Below are 18,477 nucleotides of genomic sequence, written 5' to 3'. Positions count from 1 at the left end.
CGTAGCGGGTCAGGGGGGTGGTCGGGCTGCCGTCAAGGCAGTACGGAGTGACGGAAGGTCATGTCCGGCCGCAGCACCGGCGGCCACGACCCGCCCGGCCGCAGCGGCTCGGCTGCGGGCCGGCGAGCCGGCGGGCCAGCGGGGCTGCGGGCCAGCGGGGCTGCGGGGCTGCGGAGCCGAGGAGCCGAGGGGTCCTCGGGGGCGGGGAGGGTGTCAGGCCCCGTCGCCTTCCGGGCCGCTCCGCCGTGCCGGCAGGGGCCAGGGCAGCCGCGCACGATCGCGTTTGTTGGTGGCGGTGCGCGGCAGGTCGGCCAGCACCGCGATCAGGTCGGGCACCGCGGGGGCGGGCAGCCGCGCCGCGACGAGCCGCCGCAGCGCCTCGCCGGAGACGCCGGGGTCGGCCACCACGTAACCCACCAGGCAGGGGTCACCGGACGCGGTGGTGCGGACGGCCGCGGCGGCCTCCCGCACGCCGGCCTGCTGCTCCAGCACTGCCTCGACCTCGTCCAGTTCGACCCGGTTCCCGCGGATCTTCACCTGGTTGCCGGTCCGGCCGGTGAACGCCAGGGTGCCGTCGGCCCGCCAGTACCCGCGGTCGCCGGTGCGGTACAGCGTCCGGCCCGGCCGCCAGGGGTCGGGCAGGTACGCCGCGGCCGTCTCGGCGGGCCGGCGGTGGTAGGAGCCGGCCAGGAACGGGCTGCGCAGGTGGATCTCGCCGGGCACCCCGACCGGGCACGGTCGGCCGAGGCCGTCGAGGACGAGCACCTCCCGGCCCGGGATCGCCCCGCCGATCGGCACGCCCGTCGGGTACGCGCCGCCCGGGGGCAGTTCGTGGTGGGTGGCGAGGATGCACTCGGTGGGCCCGTACAGGTTGTGCAGGCCCGGCCGCACCGCCCGGTGCGCCCAGGCCTCCGCCAGGTCCACCGGGAACACCTCACCGGCGATCAGGACGTGCCGCAGGTCGGGCAGTTCACCGCCCTGCGCGTCCAGGGCCTCGGTGAGCAGCCGGAAGAACGACGGCACGGTCTGGATCTGCCCGATCCGCTCCCGTCGCAGCCAGCGCACCACCGCGACCGGGTCGCGCCGAGCGGCGGCGGGCGGCAGGCAGAGCTCGGCGCCGGCGGTGAGCGCCGCGAACACCTCGGTGTACGCGGCGTCGTAGGTGAGCGGCGCCCACTGGGCGACCCGGCTGCCCGGCCCGATCCCGAACCGCTCCCGCTGCCACTCGGCGAACTGCGCGAACGCGGCCCGCGACAGCGCGATCCCCTTGGGCGTCCCGGTGCTCCCCGAGGTGTGCACGATGCACAGCGGGTGGTCGGCGACCGCCGGGGCCGGGAAGCCGCCGTGCCCGCCCGGCGGGTCGTCCCCCGGGGCGGGCTCCAGCGGGAGCACCGGCAGGCCCGCCAACCGGCCGTCCGGCCCGAGCAGCGCGGGGTGCGCCGCGGCGGCGGCCGGGTCGGCCAGCACGCAGACCGCGCCGGTGCCGGCCAGGATGTCGCCCAGGCGGGCGTCCGGGTCGGCGGGGTTCAGGCAGGTGAAGGTCGCACCGGTGCGCATCGCACCGAGGACGGCCGCGATCTGCCCCGCGCCGCCGCCCGGCAGCAGCGCCACCACCTGCCCGGGGCCGGCGCCGTGGGCGGCGAGGGCGTGGGCGATCCGGTGGCTCCACCGGTCGAGCCCCCGGTAGTCGAGCGTGCCCTCGTCGGAGCGCACCGCGACCGCCTCGGGGGCCTCCCGCACCCGGGCCGTGAACTCCTCGTCCAGGAAGGCCAGGTGGTCGCGGTACGGCCGGGCGGGGGCGGGTGCCGGGTACGGGGCGGGGCGGCCGGAGAGGTCGAGCTCGGCCAGCGGCCGGTCTGGGGTGTCGAGCCCGAACCGCACCGCCCGGACGAGGTGGTCCGCGAAGCCCGCGGCCGTCACCCGGCCCGGCAGCGCGCCGGTGAGGACGACGGTGAACTCGTCCGGCCCGGTCAGGGCCAGGGTCAGCCGGCCCTCCGGGTCGGGCGGGGCGTCGACGGTCACCTCGGCGGCGATGCCCGGCAGGTCCAGGGCCGCCGTGGGGAGGCCGGACGGCGCGAACACGGCGCGGATCGGGAAGGCCGGTCCGTCCGCGCCGGCCCGCGGTGCCGTCCGCACGGCGGCGCCCAGCCGGGCGAACGTCAGGTCGTCCGGAAGGTCGAGCCGGATCACCCGGGCCGCCGGGCCGACCGGAGCAGTCCCCGCGAGTCCGTCCGGCACCGCGGCCTCCTCCGGCAGCGGGACCGCGGCCCCGCCCGGCACCGGCACCGGCACCGGCACCGGCACCGGCACCACGGTCTCGTCCGGAACAACCGGCACCGCCGCCACGGCCTCGTCCAGCAGCGTCACCACGGCCTCGTCCGTCCCGGCGTACCTGCCGAGCACCGTGGCGAAGGCTGCGAGCACCCGCTCGGCCGTGGCGCCGCCGGGCTGCCCGGGCACCGTACGGGACGCCCGCTCACCCGACAGCCCGGCACCCGGCACGGGGCCGGCCGCGGGCGGCGGCGGTGCGTCCGGCGTCCGCGCACGGTAGGCCGCGCCGAGGTCCCGGGTCAGCCCGGCGACGGACCACGCGTCGGCCCGCTCCCGGTCCAGTGCGAGCAGGAGTTCGTACGCCCCGGCGCCCAGCCCGGCGAGGCAGGCCCGAAGCCGGGGGCGCCCGGCGGCCCCGACCGGCCGGGCGGCCTCGTCGGCCGCCAGGTCTGCGAGGACGCGCCGCTGCTGCTCCCCGGCGGACCGCGAGAGGTCGATGACCCGCAGCCGGACCCGGCCCGGCCGCTCCCCCGCTGCTGCGAGTTCCGGACGCGCGGCCACGAGGTCCTCGACGGCGGCCGACAGCACGGTGACGTCCAGCTCCCCCGTCAGGCGGGCGCGGAGCACGGCGTTCGCGGGCGGCGCCACCGCGGGGGCGCTCACGCCCCGCTCCGCGCGGTGCGGTCCGTCACGGCCGCGGCCAGCCCGGCGACGGTCGGGTCCTGGAGGAAGACGCGCAGCGGGAGGTCCACCCGGTACTCGTAGCGGACCCGGTCCATCAGCCGCGCGATCGCCAGGGAGTCGCCGCCGAGCAGGGTGAAGTCGTCGTCGCGGTTGACGCCCGCCAGGCCGAGGATCTCGCTCCAGATCGCGGCGATCCGGGTCTCCTCGGGCCCCTGCGGCGGTTCCGTCGCCTCCGCCGTCCGCTGCAGCGCGACCCGCGGCAGGGAGCGGCGCTCCACCTTGCCGTTGAGCGTGCGGGGGATCGCCGCCATGCGGACGAACACCGACGGCACCTGACCGGGTGCGAGCCGCTGCGCGGCGTGCGCGCGCAGCTCCGCGTCGGGGACGTCCGGGGCCACCACGTAGGCGACCAGGGCGGTCGACACGTCCTCGGTGACCGCCGCCGCGCAGGCGTCCTGCACCGCGGGGTGGCTGCGCAGGGCGTTCTCGACCCCGCCGAGGTCGATGCGCACGCCGTGGACCTTGACCTGCTGGTCGCGCCGGCCGTACAGCTCCAGCGCCCCGTCGGGGCGGAACCGGCCGAGGTCGCCGGTGCGGTAGGTGGTGGCGGTGCCGGGCCACTCGTCGGCGCCGAGGTACCCGAGGAGCGGGTACGGGACCTCCAGCTCCACCTCGCCGAGCGCGTCCGGCGGGTCGCCGGGCCCGGTCAGCACCCGGGCCGCCACGCCCGGCAGCGGCCGGCCGACCGGCACCAGCCGGGCCCGGGCGTCCTCCTCGGTCGTCCGGTGGAAGAGCTTCGTCATGGTCGTCTCGGACGGCCCGTACAGGTTGACCAGCTCCTTGCCGCCGCCGAACAGGCCGCGCCACCACGCGACGTCCGAGGGGTGGAGCTGCTCGCCCGCGAGCAGCACGGCCCGCAGGGCCGGGAGGGAGTCGGGGGTCAGGGCGGCGGAGCGCAGCGTGCGGAAGAGGGTCGGCACGCAGTGCAGGACCTCGACCTCGTTCTCGGTGAGCCAGCGGGCGAGGCCGTCGCCGACCGGCGTCTCGGCGGCCGGGTTGACGCAGACGGTGCCGCCCGCGCACAACGGGGTGAGGACGTCGCGCAGGAACGCGTCGAAGCCCGGGGAGGTCAGCTGGGAGACCCTGGTGCCCTCGCCGATCCCGAACTCGGCGATCTCCCAGTCGACGAAGTGGTGGACGGCCCGGAGGCTGCCGCGGATGCCCTTCGGGCTCCCGGTCGTCCCCGAGGTGAAGTAGACGTATCCGCGGTCTTCCGGGGCGGCCTGCCGCCAGGCTTCGGCGGACCACTCGCGGGGCTCCAGCGTCTCGGGGCGGACGAACCCGGCGCCGCCGGGCAGTTCGCGCCCCGCGAGCGCCGCGCGCCCTGCGGCGTCGGCGACGACCGCGCCCGGCCGGAGGGCGGCGAGCACGCCGTCGAGCACGGCGGCGGGCAGGCGGGGGTCGACGGGGGCGAAGGTGCGGCCGGCGGCCGTGCAGCCGAGGAGGGCGGCGATCACCTCGACCGGGTCGGCGCAGGAGACCAGGACGGGGTCGGCGGGCCGGCCGATCTGCTCGAACGCGGCCTGGTAGCCGGCCACCCGGCCCGCGAGCTCCCGGTAACCCACCTCTCCGGTACCGGACTTGACGGCGCAGTGGGAGCTGTTGCGGGCCAGGCTGTCCGCCCATCGCCGCAGAACCGTCGGCGTTGTCATAGTGCTCCATCCCTGATTCGCTGTGCGATGACGGTCATCGGGTCGATGCTGGGCAGCTGCCGGGTCAGCCCGCGGTCCTCGATCACCCGGGTCACCAGGTGCAGTTCGGTGCAGCCGGCGACGAACGCGGCGGCCCCGTACGCGGGCAGCAGCGCGCGGACGAAGTCGATCGTCGGGAGCCGGTCGGCGTTGCGCTTGAGCCGGTAGATGTGCTCGTGCAGCTGTTCCTGGTCCTCCTCGTCGGGCAGGACCAGGCGGTGCGCGAACTCGGGCCAGCGCTCGTGGTCGGTGAAGACCCCGGCGAGGACGCTGCCGCGGGTGCACAGCACCAGGTGCCGGCCGGGGCGTTCGGCGAGCTGCTCGAAGACCAGGTCGACCAGGGAGACGCAGCGGGAGCGCAGGCGCTCCGGCAGCAGCCGGATCGCGGGGTGCGCGGTGATGCAGGCCACCACGACGCGGTCGGCGCCGGCGGTGAGCAGGCGGTCGACGGAGTCCTCCAGCGCTGTGCGGACGAGGTCGACCGTCCCGGACCGGATGGCCGTGGTCCGGTCGGCCACGGCCGGGTCGGACCACAGCAGGATCCGCGCGGCGAGCTGCTCGTGCTCGGGCGGTTCGAGTCCGTACACCGTGTTGAGGAGTTCGGTGGAGGCCAGCGGGCCCATTCCGCCGATCACGCCGATCAGCGGCCGGCGGGTGCCGGGCTCCGCGGTGGCCGCGGGGGCGCCGGCCGGCAGCGGCCGCCCCGCGCCCGGCTGGGGCACGGCTCCCGCCGGGTGCACCGTTCCCGCCGGATGCACCGCTCCCGCCTCGTGCTCGGCGGCGCGTTCTCGGATCATCCCAGGCACGGCAGGCCGAACTCCTCCAGGAAGATCGCGAAGGTCGCGATGACGAGCAGGTAGTCCGTGTCCAGGTGCGGGTGCACGGTGCGGGCCCCCGACGTCTGCCGGCGGATCAGCTCGGCGACGACGGCCGGGTCGAAGTAGCCCTGCCGGCGCACGGTGGCGGGCGAGAGCAGGTCGTTGAACCACTCGTCGCCGGCCAGCAGCAGTTCGGTGCTGGTCTGGCTGCGGAAGCCGAACTTGCGGCGGTTCAGCACCTCGTGCGGCACGAGTCCCTCGGCCGCGCGGCGCAGCACGGCCTTCTCCCGGCCGCCGGCCGTCATCAGGGACGGCGGGATCGCCGTCGCGTGCCGCACGACGTCCCTGGCCAGGAACGGGAAGCGCATCTCGACGGAGCCGGCCATGGCCATCCGGTCCCCGTGGTCGCCGAGCAGGTGGTCGGCGAGGCGCAGGTGGAAGTCGAGGTAGGAGCGCTGGTGCAGCGGGTGGCGCCCGATCAGGCGCTCCGGGTCGACGAGGCGCTGGGCGGTCACCGAGAAGCCGTCGAACTCCTCGGCCAGCGGGCCGCTGTAGAGCTGGCGGCGCAGGTCGTGGGCGGGGAGCTGGTCGGTCTCGTACCGCAGGTCCAGGCCCCACATCCGGTGGGCGGCCTCGCGTTCGAGCTGCTCCTCCAGGAGGTCGCCCGGTCCGCGGCCCGGGCCCCCGGTGTCGAACAGGTAGCCCGGGTAGCCGCCGAACAGCTCGTCGGCGCCCTCGCCGCTGAGCACCGCGACCGTGCCGGTGGCGCGCACCTTGCGGGCCAACAGCATCGAGCAGACGTTGTAGGACTCCTTCACCGGGGTCTCGGCGTGCCGGACCATGCCGGTGAGCAGGCCGGCGGTGTCCGCGGCGTCCACCGGCACCTCGTGGTGCCGGGTGCCGATCTTGCCGGCCACCAGCCGCTGGTAGCGGGCCTCGTCGATGCTGCTGCCGGGGAAGGTCACCGCGTAGCTGGGCCACGGGTGGTCGGGGCGTTCGGCGGCCATGAGTCCGCCGATCAGGCTGGAGTCGAGGCCGCCGCTGAGGTACATCCCGACGGGGACGTCCGCGACCGAGCGGGAGCGGACGGCGGCTTCGAGCAGGTCCCTGGTCCGGTCGGCGTAGCCGTCGAGCACCCGCGGATCGGCGAGCGCGGCGGCGTCCCGGTGGCGCGCCCCGTCGTCCCAGAGCGGGTAGTCGAGGTCCCAGTAGCGCTCGGTGCGGTACCCCGAGCGGTCCGCGACGAGCCGTTCGCCGGGGCGCAGCGAGCGGACGCCCTCGAACATCGTCCGGGGGCTCACCAGTCCGGGCAGCGAGAGCACCTGGTCGAGCCCGCGCAGGTCGACCCGGCGTTCCACCAGCGGGTGTTTCAGAATGCTCTTGATCTCCGAGGCGAAGACGATCCGACCGGCCACCACGGTGTAGAACAGCGGAAGGACTCCGCAATGGTCGCGGGCGAGCACCAGGCGGTCTTCGCGCCGGTCGTGGAGGGCGAAGGCGAACTGCCCGTCCAGGTGTTCCACGAGTTCGGTGCCGTATTCCTCGTAGAGGTGGACGAGCACTTCCGTGTCCGATTCGGAACGGAATCGGTGGCCTTTTCGCCGGAGTTCTTCCCGCAGGCTCCGGTGGTTGAATATCTCGCCGTTGCACACCGAGACGACCGAGGAATCCGGGGTGGCGTGGGGCTGCCCTCCGCCGGCCAGGTCGACCAGCGAGAGCCGGCGGAACCCGGCGGTGAAAGCGCCGGTCTCACAGGTGGCGTGCGCGTCTGGGCCCCGGTGCACCAGCGCGTCGGTCATGGCCGTCAGGACGTCGGGGTCCAGGCCGGCCGGGTCGTCGAGTCCGTAAACCCCGGCTATTCCGCACATCGAGCTCAGGCTCCTATCACCCGGTCGCTCACGCGAATCCTGACGGAATCCGCTGCTCCTTCGATATGTCCGCCGGTCACATTAGGAGCGGCATCGCGCACGGGTCAACGCTTCACCGCTCGTCCTTTCGACCGGAATTCCGGCCGTACCGAAGTACAGGTCAGGTCCCGACCTACGGGCGGCGACGTGCGGGGATCTCCCGGCCTAGCGTGAGGGCCGAACAATTCCGCGCGGCATCGACGGTGAGGTTGGAGACTATGCGCGTCCTCGGCTACAGCGGGCTGAACGGCGGTCTGGAATTCAAGCGGGAGGCCTTCCCCGGGCTCGATCCCCGGCTGCACAGGTTCGCCCAGGGCTACGACTCGGCGGCGGCCCTGGTGATCGACGGCGAGGTCGTGGCCGCCGCCGCGGAGGAGCGGTTCACCGGCGAGAAGACCACCGGGTCGTTCCCCGTCAACGCGATCGAGTTCTGCCTGGCGCAGGCCGGTCTGGGGCCCGACGACATCGACGTCCTGGCGCACGGCTTCGCCTACGGGGAGCCGGCCGACAGCTTCGGGAGCCCGCATTCCGCGGCCCGGTTCCGCGAGGTGTACTCGACGGAGTCGCAGCTCGCGCTGGCCGGGAAGTTCCTGCCCGGCCGCCTCTGGGACGACCGCTTCCGGCCCGTCCCGCACCACCTGGCCCACGCCGCCAGCACCTTCTACCCCAGCGGGTTCGAGGAGTCGCTGATCGTGGTGAGCGACGGGATGGGCGAGTCGGAGAGCCTGACCGTCGCGGTCGGCCGGGGCGAGTCCATCGAGGTGCTGAGCACCATCCCGGCCATGCACTCGGTCGGGATCCTCTACAGCCTGGTCACCCACCACCTCGGCTTCGTGCCCTTCATGGACGAGTACAAGGTGATGGGCCTGGCGCCCTACGGCGACCCGCAGCGCTACTACGACCGCTTCGCCGCGATGGTGCGGCTGCGGGAGGACGGCACGTACACCGTCCCCGTGCTGGCCCGGGACCGCACGGCCTTCGAGCACGAGACCCACGAGGGCGTCCTGCGCGAGCTGGCGGCCGTGCTCGGCCCGGCCCGGCTGCCGGGACAGCCCTCGACGCAGGACCACGCCGACATCGCCGCGGGCCTGCAGGCGATCACCGAGCAGGCGATGCTGCACGTCCTGCGCGCGGCCCGCGAGCGCACCGGCCTGTCCCGGCTCTGCCTGGCCGGCGGTGTCGCACTGAACTGCACGCTCAACGGCCTGGTCTCGCGCAGCCGCCTGTTCGACGACGTCTTCGTCCAGCCGGCCTCCAGCGACGACGGCACCGCGATCGGTGCGGCGCTCGCGGCGGACGCCGCCGGGGCCTCGCGGGCCGGGCGGATGTCCATGCCGTACTGGGGGCCCGGGTTCTCGGACGAGGAGCTGGCGGCGGCGGTCGGCGAGCCGGAGGGCTGCACCGTCGAGGAGTACGCCACCGACGCCGAACTCGCCGAACGGGTCGCGCAGCTGCTGGCCGACGGCAACATCACCGCGTGGGTCCAGGGCCGGATGGAGTTCGGCCCCCGCGCGCTGGGCAACCGCAGCATCATCGCCGATCCGCGCACCGAGGCGATGCGCGACCGCCTGAACGAGGTGGTCAAGGAGCGCGAGAGCTTCCGGCCGTTCGCGCCGGTGGTCCGCGTCCAGGACGCCGGTGAGTACTTCGAGATCGACCCGGGCACCGAATCCCGGTACGCCCACATGCTGTTCGTGACGCAGACCCGCGCCGAGCAGCGCGACAACCTCGGCGCGGTGACCCACGTGGACGGCAGTGCCCGCGTCCAGGTGCTCCACCCCGCGAGCAACCCGCGGTTCTTCGAGCTGATCGGCGCCTTCGGCCGGCGCACCGGCACGCCGGTGGTGCTGAACACCTCCTTCAACCTGCGTGGCCAGCCGATCATCGCGACCCCGCAGGAAGCGCTGCGCACCTTCCTGCGCTCGAAGCTGGACGCCCTCGTCCTCGGCCGCACCGTGATCGTCAAGGACGCCGAGGAGTCGATCGCCGATGTCGGCTAGCCCCTTCCGGCCCGGCCGGCCGGCCGCCCACGCGACGCTGCCGCCCGACCGGCCGCGCCCGCCGGTGCCGCAGTTCCGGCGCGCGACCGTCGGCGTCGACGGCGCCGCCTTCGCCGAGTGCCTGTCCGAGGTCTCCGCCCGGTACGGGGTCGAGCCGCAGACGGTGGCGGTCGCCGCGGTCGCCGCCGCACTGGCCGCCCGACACCGCCGCGGCCGCACCGCGCTCGCCGTCGGCACCGCCTTCGGACCGGCCCGGCTCCTGGACGTCGAGGTCGAGTCGGGCGGCGGGGCCGCCGCGACGGTGACCCTCGGCCGGCTGGACGCCGAGCTCGAAACCGCGCTGGACACCGAGTCCGGATCCGGGTCGGAGTCCGCCGGGCGCTCCGGTGTCGCGGTGCTGTTCGGTCGCCCGGCCGAGGAGTGGCGGGGCCTCGCACCGCAGCTCGCCGACCGGGACGTCGTGCTCGTCCTCGACCCGGACCGCAAGGAGGCCGGCTGCGAGTTCGACCGCGACCTCTACGACCCCGCCGCTGTGACGGCCTTCTGCGGCGACGTCCGGCAGGTGCTGGCCGCACTCCTGGACTCGCCGGACCTGCCCCTGATCGACGTCGAGGAGGACGCGGACCCGGAGCCGGCGCAGGCCTCCCCGGCGACGCCCGGCACCCCCGGACCGACCACCACCGAGGGCCTCCTGACGGCCGTCTGGGCCGAGGTGCTGGACGTCTCCCCCGCCGAGATCGACGCCGAGTCCGACTTCTTCGCCCTCGGCGGGCACTCCCTGCTGGCCGCCCGGGTCGCCATGCGGGCGGGCACCCTCTTCGGCGTCGAGCTCACCGTGGAGGACCTCTTCCACCACCCCACGCTGTCCGCGCTCGCCGACCGGATCGGCCGGGCCGCGCCCTCGACGGTGCGCCCGATCCCGACCGCACCGACCGGCGGCGCCCACCCGCTCAGCTCCGCGCAGACCGGGATCTGGCTCGCCGAACAGCTCAACCCCGGCGCGGCGCAGTACAACTTCCCGCTGTACTGGCGGCTGCGCGGCACGGTGGACCCGGACGCGCTGCGCCGGGCCCTGGACGAGCTGGTTCGGCGGCACGAGGCGCTGCGGCTGCGGATCACCGAGTCGGACGCCGGCCCCGTCCAGACCGTCGCCCCGGACCCGACGGCCCCCTTCGAGACCGTCGAACTGCCCGGATCCGACGAGGCGGCCCTCGCCGCGCTGGTCGACCGCACCGTCAACGCGCCCTTCGACCTGGCCGAGAACGCGCTGCGCGCGGTGCTCGTACGCCTGGCCGAGGACGACTGGGCCTTCGTCCTCGTCGTCCACCACATCGTCTGCGACCAGTGGTCGCTGGCCCACCTCGTCGACGAGCTCGGCGCGCTGTACGCCGGCCGGGCGGGCGCACCGGACGACGGGCCGCGCACCGGCTACCTGGACTACGCGGCCTGGCACCGCGGCGTGCTGGCCGAGCGGCTGCCCGCGCTGCAGGACCACTGGCGGGAGGGCGTGGTCACCGCCCCCGAGGTGGACCTGACGGCGCTGCACCGCCCCGACGCGGGCCCCGGCCTGCGCAGCGGCTGCCACCGCTTCGAGATACCCGCCGGGCTGCTCGGCGAGGTCGAGGCGCTCGGCCGACGCAGCGGCACCACCCCGTTCATGGTGCTCTACGCCGCCTTCCTCGGTCTGCTGCACCGCTACTCGGGCGGGCACGACCTCACCGTCGGCACCTCCGTCGCCGGCCGCAACCACCCGCAACTCGAAACGACGGTCGGCTCGTTCGTCAACCTCGTGCAGCTGCGCACCGGGCTGGCCGCCGAACTCCCGTTCCGCGAACTCCTGGACCGCGCCCGGACCACCGTCATCGACGCCTACGCGCACCAGGACTACCCGCTGGAGGCCGCCCTGCGGGAGCGGCGGGCCCACGGCGCCCCGGGCTCGCCGCTGACCTCGGTCATCTTCGAGCTGCTGAACGTCGACCCGGTGCGGCTCGTGCTCCCGGGGGCCGAGGCCGAGGAGGTGCCCGTCCGGGTCCGCTCGGCGAAGTTCGGGCTGATGGTGACGCTGGAGTCCACCACCTCGGGGACCATCGGCAACGTCGAGTACCGGGCCGACCGCTACGACGCCGCGCACATCGCCCGGTTCGTCGGGCACTACCTGTCGCTCCTCGCGGCCGTGGTACGGGATCCGGAGCTGAGGGCCGACGGGTGGCTGCCCGCCGGGGAGCCGGTCGCGCCGGAGCGGGCCGCCGGGGCCCCGCCCGGCGAGGACCCGGCCACCGGTCCGGCCCCGCTCAGCGAGGACCAGGCCGCCGAGGACCCGACCCACGAGGACCCGGCGGCCGGTCCGGCCCCGGCCTCCGGGCGGCGCGCGGCCCTCGAAACCGTCCTGGCCGACATCTGGGCCGACGAGCTCGGCGTGGAGGCCGTCGGCGCCGACCAGGACTTCTTCGCGCTCGGCGGCTACTCGCTGACCGCGACGCGGATCGTGGCGCGGCTGCGGCGCGAACTGTCCGTCACGGTGCCGCTGCGCGTCCTGCTGGTCGACGGGACGGTCGCCGCGCTGGCGGCACACATCGAGGCGCACGAGCCCGACCTGCCGGGCCTGCACAGGACCGTCAGGGTCATCCGGCTGGCGCGGGCGGACGAGCACCGGCAGCGGCAGACCGCCGATCAGGAAAGAGGTGCGGCGTCATGACCCACTCGACCCACTCGCTACCCGTGTCGCCGACCCAGCAGAGCATCTGGCTGGCCGAGCAGGTCAACCCGGGGCAGCCGGTGTACAACGTGCCGGTCGCGCTGCGCCTGCGGGGCGAGCTGTCCACGGACGGGCTGCGGGACGCCGTCGCGGCGCTCGTGCGCCGCCACCGCGCGCTGCGGACGCGGTTCTCCTCCGCCGCCGGCCTCCCCCGCCGGACCGTCCTCGACCACGGCGACGTCCCCGTCCGCGAGCTCCGGCTGACCGACGAGGCGGCGGCCCGGCAGGCCATGACCGAGGAGATCGCGCGTCCCTTCGCCGTCGCCGGCGACGCCCTGCTGCGGGTGACCGTCCTGCGGTACGCCGAGGACGAGTGCTTCCTGCTGCTGGTGTCCCACCACCTCGTGAGCGACGGCTGGTCGGTGGACGTCCTGCTGGAGGACCTCGCCGCCCACTACCGGCCCGGCGCGGACCGCACGCCCGGACCCGACGAGGCCCCGCTACAGGAGCCCGAGCTCCGGCCGCTCGACGCCGCCACGGCCGAGGAGAACCTCGCCTTCTGGGAGCGGACGCTGCGCGACGCCCCCGCGGCGACGGAACTGTTCGGCTCCGGCCGCCGGGCGACGGCCCGCACCAACCGGGGCACGACGTCCCGGTTCACCCTGCCCGACTCGCTCTGCGCCGCCGTGCGCGCCTTCGGCCGCACCCACCGGGTGAGCCCCGCCGTGACGCTCCTCGCCGGGTTCGCCGCGCTGCTCACCCGCTACAGCGGGGAGCAGGACCTCGTCATCGGGACGTCGCTGGCGGGCCGGGACGATCCGCGGACGGACCGGCTGGTGGACTGTCTGGTCAAGGTGGTCCCGCTGCGGATCGCCGCCCGCCCCGGCACCGGCTTCACCGGGCTGCTCGACACCGCCCGGGACGCGTTCATCGACGCCCTGGAGCACCAGGACGTCGCCCTGGAGGACCTCGCCCGGCGGCTCGGCACCGACCGGGACGGCTCGCCGCTGTTCCGGATCCTGTTCGGCTACGCACGCGGCCACGCGGCGCCCCCGATGCCGGGGCTGGAGACCGCCCACGTCCCGGTGAGCACCGCGACCGCCAAGTTCGACCTCACCTGGAACGTCAACGACGACGGCGAGCGGATCGAGATCGAGGTCGAACACCGGACCGAGCTGATCGACGCGGAGCTGGTCGAGCGCCTGGTCGGGCACTGGCGCCGGCTGCTCGCAGCCCTCCTGGCCGAGCCGGACGCACCCGTGGCGCGCGCCGAACTGCTGTCGGCCGAGGAGCGGGCGCAGCTCGTCGGGACGGCTCCGGCGCCGCGGGTGCGGCCGTCGGCGCCGGAGCGGTTCGCCGCGCAGGTCGCGGCGGCCGGTGACCGCGTCGCGGTCACCGACGGCACCGGTGCACGGCTGACCTACCGCGGGCTCGACGAGCGCGCCGCCCGGCTCGCCGCGCTGCTCGCCGGGGCCGGGGTCGGGCGCGGCGACCGCGTCGGGCTGTGCCTCGGCCGCTCCGCCGACATGGTCGCCGCCGTCCTCGCCGCCTGGCGCCTCGGCGCCGCCTACGTCCCCGTCGACCCCGACAACCCCTCGGACCGGATCGCCTACGTCCTCGACGACGCCGGTGTCCGGCTCGTCCTCGCCGACCCGGACACCGCGGGCCGGGTCCCCGCCGGCGGCCGGCGCACGCTCCTCACCACCGCGGCGCCGGACGACCCCCAGCCGGGAGCCGTCCGCCCCGGAGCCGTCCGCCCGCAGCCCGGCGAACCCGCCTACGTCATCTACACCTCGGGCTCCACCGGCCGGCCGAAGGGCGTCGAGGTCACCCACGGCAACCTGGCCGCGCTGCTGGACGCCGGCGAGCAGACCGTCGGCCTGCGCGACACCGACGTCTGGTCGCTGTTCCACTCGGTCGCCTTCGACTTCTCGGTCTGGGAGATCTGGGGCGCCCTCGCCCACGGCGGGCGCCTGGTGGTCGTCCCGCGCGACGTGACGCGCGACCCCGCGGCCTTCCTCGACCTGCTGGTCCGTGAGCGCGTCACCGTCCTGAACCAGACGCCGTCCGCGTTCCGCCAGCTCGCGGCCGAGGCGGAACGCCGCCCGGAGGCCGAACCGGGCCTGCGCCTGGTCGTGTTCGGCGGCGAGGCGCTCGACCCGGCCGCGGTCCGCACCTGGTGGCGCCGACGGCAGCCCGGCCACCCCGTCCTCGTCAACATGTACGGCATCACCGAGACCACCGTGCACGTCACCTGGCAGGTGCTGGACGAGGAGCGGATCGAGGCCGGCAGCAGCCCGATCGGCCGGGCCCTGCCGGGCTACCGGGCGCTCGTCCTGGACGCCCACGGCGAGCCGGTGCCGGTCGGCGTGCAGGGCGAACTGCACGTCGGCGGCGAGGCCGTGGCCCGCGGCTACCTCGGACGCCCGGACCTCACCGCCCAGCGCTTCGTCCCGGACCCGTTCGGCGGCGTGCCCGGCGCCCGTCTGTACCGCAGCGGCGACCTCGCCCGCTGGAACGCCCGCGGCGAACTCGAATACCTCGGCCGCAACGACGACCAGGTGAAGATCCGCGGCTTCCGGATCGAACTCGGCGAAGTGGCGGCCGCGATCGGCCGGCACCCGTCCGTCCGCGGCGCCACCGCGGTCGTCCGCGAGGACGCCCCCGGCGACCGCCGGCTCGTCGCCTACGCGGCCTGCCCCGACGGAACCGACTCCCGCGCACTGCGCGACTTCGCCGCCGCCCACCTGCCCGCCCACATGGTCCCCGCCGCGGTCGTCGTCCTGGACGCCCTCCCGCTGACCCGCAACGGCAAGGTCGACCGCGCCGCCCTGCCCGCACCGGACGTCTCCGCCGACGCCGCCTCCTACGTGGCACCGCGCACCCCGGCCGAGGAGGTCCTCGCCGAGGTCTGGGCCGAGGTCCTCCGGGTCGAGAGGGTCGGCGCCGACGACGGCTTCTTCGACCTCGGCGGCGACTCCATCCGCGCCGTACAGGTGGCCGCCCTCGCCCGCGGGCGCGGACTCGGCATCGCCGTCGCGCAGATCTACCGGCACCGCACCCTCGCCGACCTCGCCGCCGCCGCCGACACGGCCGGCGACCGCGCACGCACCGAGCCCTTCGGGCTGCTCTCCGCGGCCGACCGGGCCCGGATCGCCGACGGCCCCGGAGCCGGCCTCGACGACGCCTACCCCATGACGGCCCTCCAGGTCGGAATGATCTACCACATGGCGTCCGACCTGCAGGCGCTGCCCTACGTCAACGCGGCGAGCTACCGCCTGCCGTACCGGTTCGACGAGGAGGCGTTCCGCCGCGCCGTCCGGGCCGTGGTCGCCCGGCACCCCGTCCTGCGGACCGGCTTCGACCTGACGGGCTACGACGAGCCGCTGCAACTCGTCCACCGCGAGGCCGACGTGCCGCTCGTCGTCGAGGACCTGCGGGCGCTGAACCCGGCCGAGCAGGACCGGGCCGTCGACGAGCTGCTGGAGCGGGAGCGCCGCCCGTTCGACCTGGAGCGGCCGCCGATGCTGCGCCTGGGCGTCCAGGTGCTCACCGACGACAGCTTCCAGTGGACGCTGGTCGAGCACCACTCCATCCTCGACGGCTGGAGCCTGTGGTCGACGATCACCGAGATCCTCCTGCACTACACCCGGCTCCTGGACGGCGCGGGCCCGGCCGAACTCCCGCCCCCGGCCTCGGCCTACCGCGACTTCGTCGCCCTGGAGCAGCACGCGTCGGCCTCGCCCGAGGCCCGGCGGTTCTGGTCCGAGACGCTCGCCGGGCACACCCTGCCGCAGCTCCCCGCGCTCGCCGAACAGGCACCCCGGCCCGCCGGGCAGGCCCTGCGCGGCGACGGCGCCAGCGGCGTGGTCGACGGGTACGGCTGGCGCGACGCGCACCTCCCGGCCGGCCTCGGTCCGCGGGTCGGAGCGCTCGCCAAGCGCCTCGGCGTACCGGAGAAGACCGTCCTGCTCGCCACGCACCTCCAGGTGATCGCGGCGCAGACCGGCCTCGACGACGTCTGCTGCGGCGTCACGCTCAACGGCCGGCTGGAGGAGACCGGCGGGACGGATGCCCGCGGGCTGTTCCTCAACACCGTCCCGTTCCGGCTCGTGGTGGGCGGCGGGCGCCGGTCCGACCTGGTCCGCCGGGTCTTCGAAGCGGAGGCCGGGATCCTGCCCCACCGCCGGATGCCGTTGGCCCGGATCCGGCAACTCGCCGGCGGGCGCGACCTGTTCACCACCAACTTCACCTTCAACAACTTCCACGTCATGCGCGACACCATGGGCGACGGCGCGCACGCGGACCTGCTCAGCGGCCTGGGCGAACTGACCGCCAGCCGCCGGGTGGAGCCGGCCGACGTCCCGCTCACCGTCACGTTCTTCCGCAACCCGCTGACCGACGGCCTGCAGCTGTGCATCGACTACGACGCCCACCGGCTGACCCCGGCCCAGGTCGAGGAGATCGCCGAGCAGCACGTCCGGGCCGTCGAGGCCCTGGTCACCGACCCGGAGGGCGAGCTCGCCGGACCGGCCGCGGCCCCGGCCGCGGCACGCACCGCGGCCCCCGCGCCGCAGGGCGTCCTGGCCCGGTTCGCGGCGCAGGTCGCGGCGAACGGCGACGCCACCGCCGTCGCCGACGCGGCAGGCGGACGGCTGACCTACCGCGGGCTCGACGAACGCGCGGCCCGGCTGGCCGCCCTGCTCGCCGGGGCCGGGATCGGGCGCGGCGACCGCGTCGGGCTCTGCCTCGGCCGCTCCGCCGACATGGTCGCCGCCGTCCTCGCCGTGTGGCGCCTCGGCGCCGCCCACGTCCCGATCGACCCCGACCACCCGGCGAGCCGGATCGAGTTCGTCCTCAAGGACGCGGACGTCCCGCTCGTCCTCACCGACCCGGGCACCACCGGCCGCGTCCCGGACGGCCCCTGGCGCACGCTCGTCACCAGCCGGGCAGGGGACGCCGACCAGGCGGAGAACGCCGGCCGGGCAGGGAACGCCGGCCAGGCGGAGAACGCCGGCCTCGGCGGAACCGTCCGCCCCGAGGGCGCCGAACTCGCCTATGTCATCTACACCTCGGGCTCCACCGGCACACCCAAGGGGGTCGAGGTCGACTGGCGGTCGCTGGACAACCTGGTGGCCGTCACGGACGAGGTCATGGCCCTGCGCCCGGACGACCGGCTCCTCCAGTTCGCGTCGCTGAGCTTCGACGTGTCCGTCGCCGACCTCGTGTCCGCCCTCACCACCGGCGCCACCTTCGTCGTCTCCCCCGGCGGGGCCGACCGCGTCGGGGAGGGGCTGGTCGCGGCGATCCGCGCGCACCGGCCGACCGTCCTGTCGATGCCGCCGAGCGTCCTGGCCGGCCTGGACCCCGGCGACCTGCCCGCGCTGCGCCGGGTCGTCGTGGCGGGCGAGGCGCTCCCGGCGCCCCTGGCCGCACGCTGGGCCGCGGCGGCGGAGCTGGTCAACGCCTACGGCCCGACCGAGGCCACCGTCTACGCGACCGCCCACCGCTGCGCCGCGGAGGGCGACGTCCTGATCGGCCGGGCCGTTCCCGGCGCCGTCGCCCACGTCCTGGACGGGGCGGGCCGGCCGGTGCCGCCCGGTGTCCGCGGGGAGCTCTGCATCGGCGGCGTCGGCGTGGCCCGCGGGTACCTCGGCCGCCCCGCGCTGACCGCCGAGCGCTTCGTGCCGGACCCGACCGGCGACGCGCCCGGGGCACGCCTGTACCGGACCGGCGACGTGGCCCGGTGGACGCCCGCCGGCGACCTCGAATACCTGGGGCGCACCGACGACCAGGTGAAGGTCCGCGGCCTGCGGATCGAGCTCGGCGAGGTCGAGGCGCACCTGCGGGCGCACCCCGGCGTCGCCGCCGGTGCCGCCACCGCGCTCGGCGAGGGCGCGGAGCGCCGGCTGGTGGGGTACGTCGTCCCGGCCGCCTCCGCCGCGGTCTCGGCCGACGAGGTGCGCGCCTGGCTGGGCCGCCGGGTGCCGGCGTCCCTGGTGCCCTCCGCGGTCGTGGTGCTGGACGCGCTGCCCCTGTCGCCGAGCGGCAAGGTGGACCGCGCCGCACTGCCCGCACCCGTCCGCTCCGCCGCCGCGGCCGGGCACGTGGCGCCGCACACCCCGCTGGAGGAGTCCCTGGCCCGGGTGTGGGCGGAGATCCTCAAGGTGGAGCGCGTCGGCGCGGAGGACGACTTCTTCGACCTCGGCGGCGACTCCGTCCGGGCCGTGCAGATCGCCTTCCGGATCAAGCGCGAACTCGGCCTCCCGCTCAAGCCGGTCGACGTCCAGCTCCACCCCACGGTCGCGGAACTCGCGCGCCACCTGTCGGCCTGACGTTCCCGACACCCCG

Annotated in this window: 7 protein-coding genes; 3 read left to right on the top strand and 4 right to left on the bottom strand. The window is 75.7% G+C overall.

The features are described 5' to 3' along the window. Positions 1-213 precede the first annotated feature (213 nt). The 4 genes from ACZ7KX_RS20695 to asnB are packed head-to-tail and all read right to left on the bottom strand — an operon-like array spanning position 214 to position 7,392. Positions 214-2,934, bottom strand: coding sequence for an amino acid adenylation domain-containing protein (locus ACZ7KX_RS20695; RefSeq protein WP_470327689.1), 2,721 nt, complete (start codon positions 2,932-2,934; stop codon positions 214-216). Next, positions 2,931-4,667 (bottom strand): non-ribosomal peptide synthetase, encoded by a 1,737-nt coding sequence (locus ACZ7KX_RS20690; RefSeq protein ID WP_470327688.1) that lies wholly within the window; start codon positions 4,665-4,667, stop codon positions 2,931-2,933. Before ACZ7KX_RS20690 ends, ACZ7KX_RS20695 begins: the two co-directional genes overlap by 4 nt. Next, on the bottom strand, positions 4,664-5,503 hold the full coding sequence (locus ACZ7KX_RS20685) for an aspartate/glutamate racemase family protein (protein WP_470327687.1): 840 nt from the start codon (positions 5,501-5,503) through the stop codon (positions 4,664-4,666). The genes ACZ7KX_RS20690 and ACZ7KX_RS20685 overlap by 4 nt, the downstream gene beginning before the upstream one ends. Continuing rightward, positions 5,500-7,392, bottom strand: a complete 1,893-nt coding sequence (gene asnB, locus ACZ7KX_RS20680) for an asparagine synthase (glutamine-hydrolyzing) (RefSeq protein WP_470327686.1) — start codon at positions 7,390-7,392, stop codon at positions 5,500-5,502. The genes ACZ7KX_RS20685 and asnB overlap by 4 nt, the downstream gene beginning before the upstream one ends. Before the next feature lie 257 nt (positions 7,393-7,649). Between asnB and ACZ7KX_RS20675 the strand changes: the two genes are divergently transcribed. Genes ACZ7KX_RS20675 through ACZ7KX_RS20665 form a run of 3 tightly spaced genes read left to right on the top strand, consistent with a single transcriptional unit; the run spans position 7,650 to position 18,461 of the window. After that, on the top strand, positions 7,650-9,431 hold the full coding sequence (locus tag ACZ7KX_RS20675) for a carbamoyltransferase family protein (RefSeq protein ID WP_470327685.1): 1,782 nt from the start codon (positions 7,650-7,652) through the stop codon (positions 9,429-9,431). Then, positions 9,421-12,126, top strand: a complete 2,706-nt coding sequence (locus tag ACZ7KX_RS20670; protein WP_470327684.1) for a condensation domain-containing protein — start codon at positions 9,421-9,423, stop codon at positions 12,124-12,126. The genes ACZ7KX_RS20675 and ACZ7KX_RS20670 overlap by 11 nt, the downstream gene beginning before the upstream one ends. Continuing rightward, positions 12,123-18,461 (top strand): amino acid adenylation domain-containing protein, encoded by a 6,339-nt coding sequence (locus ACZ7KX_RS20665; RefSeq protein ID WP_470327683.1) that lies wholly within the window; start codon positions 12,123-12,125, stop codon positions 18,459-18,461. The genes ACZ7KX_RS20670 and ACZ7KX_RS20665 overlap by 4 nt, the downstream gene beginning before the upstream one ends. Positions 18,462-18,477: the final 16 nt, after the last annotated feature.

It is taken from the genome of Kitasatospora sp. NPDC038210 (assembly GCF_055600605.1).
This window is presented reverse-complemented; position numbering and strand designations above follow the sequence as displayed.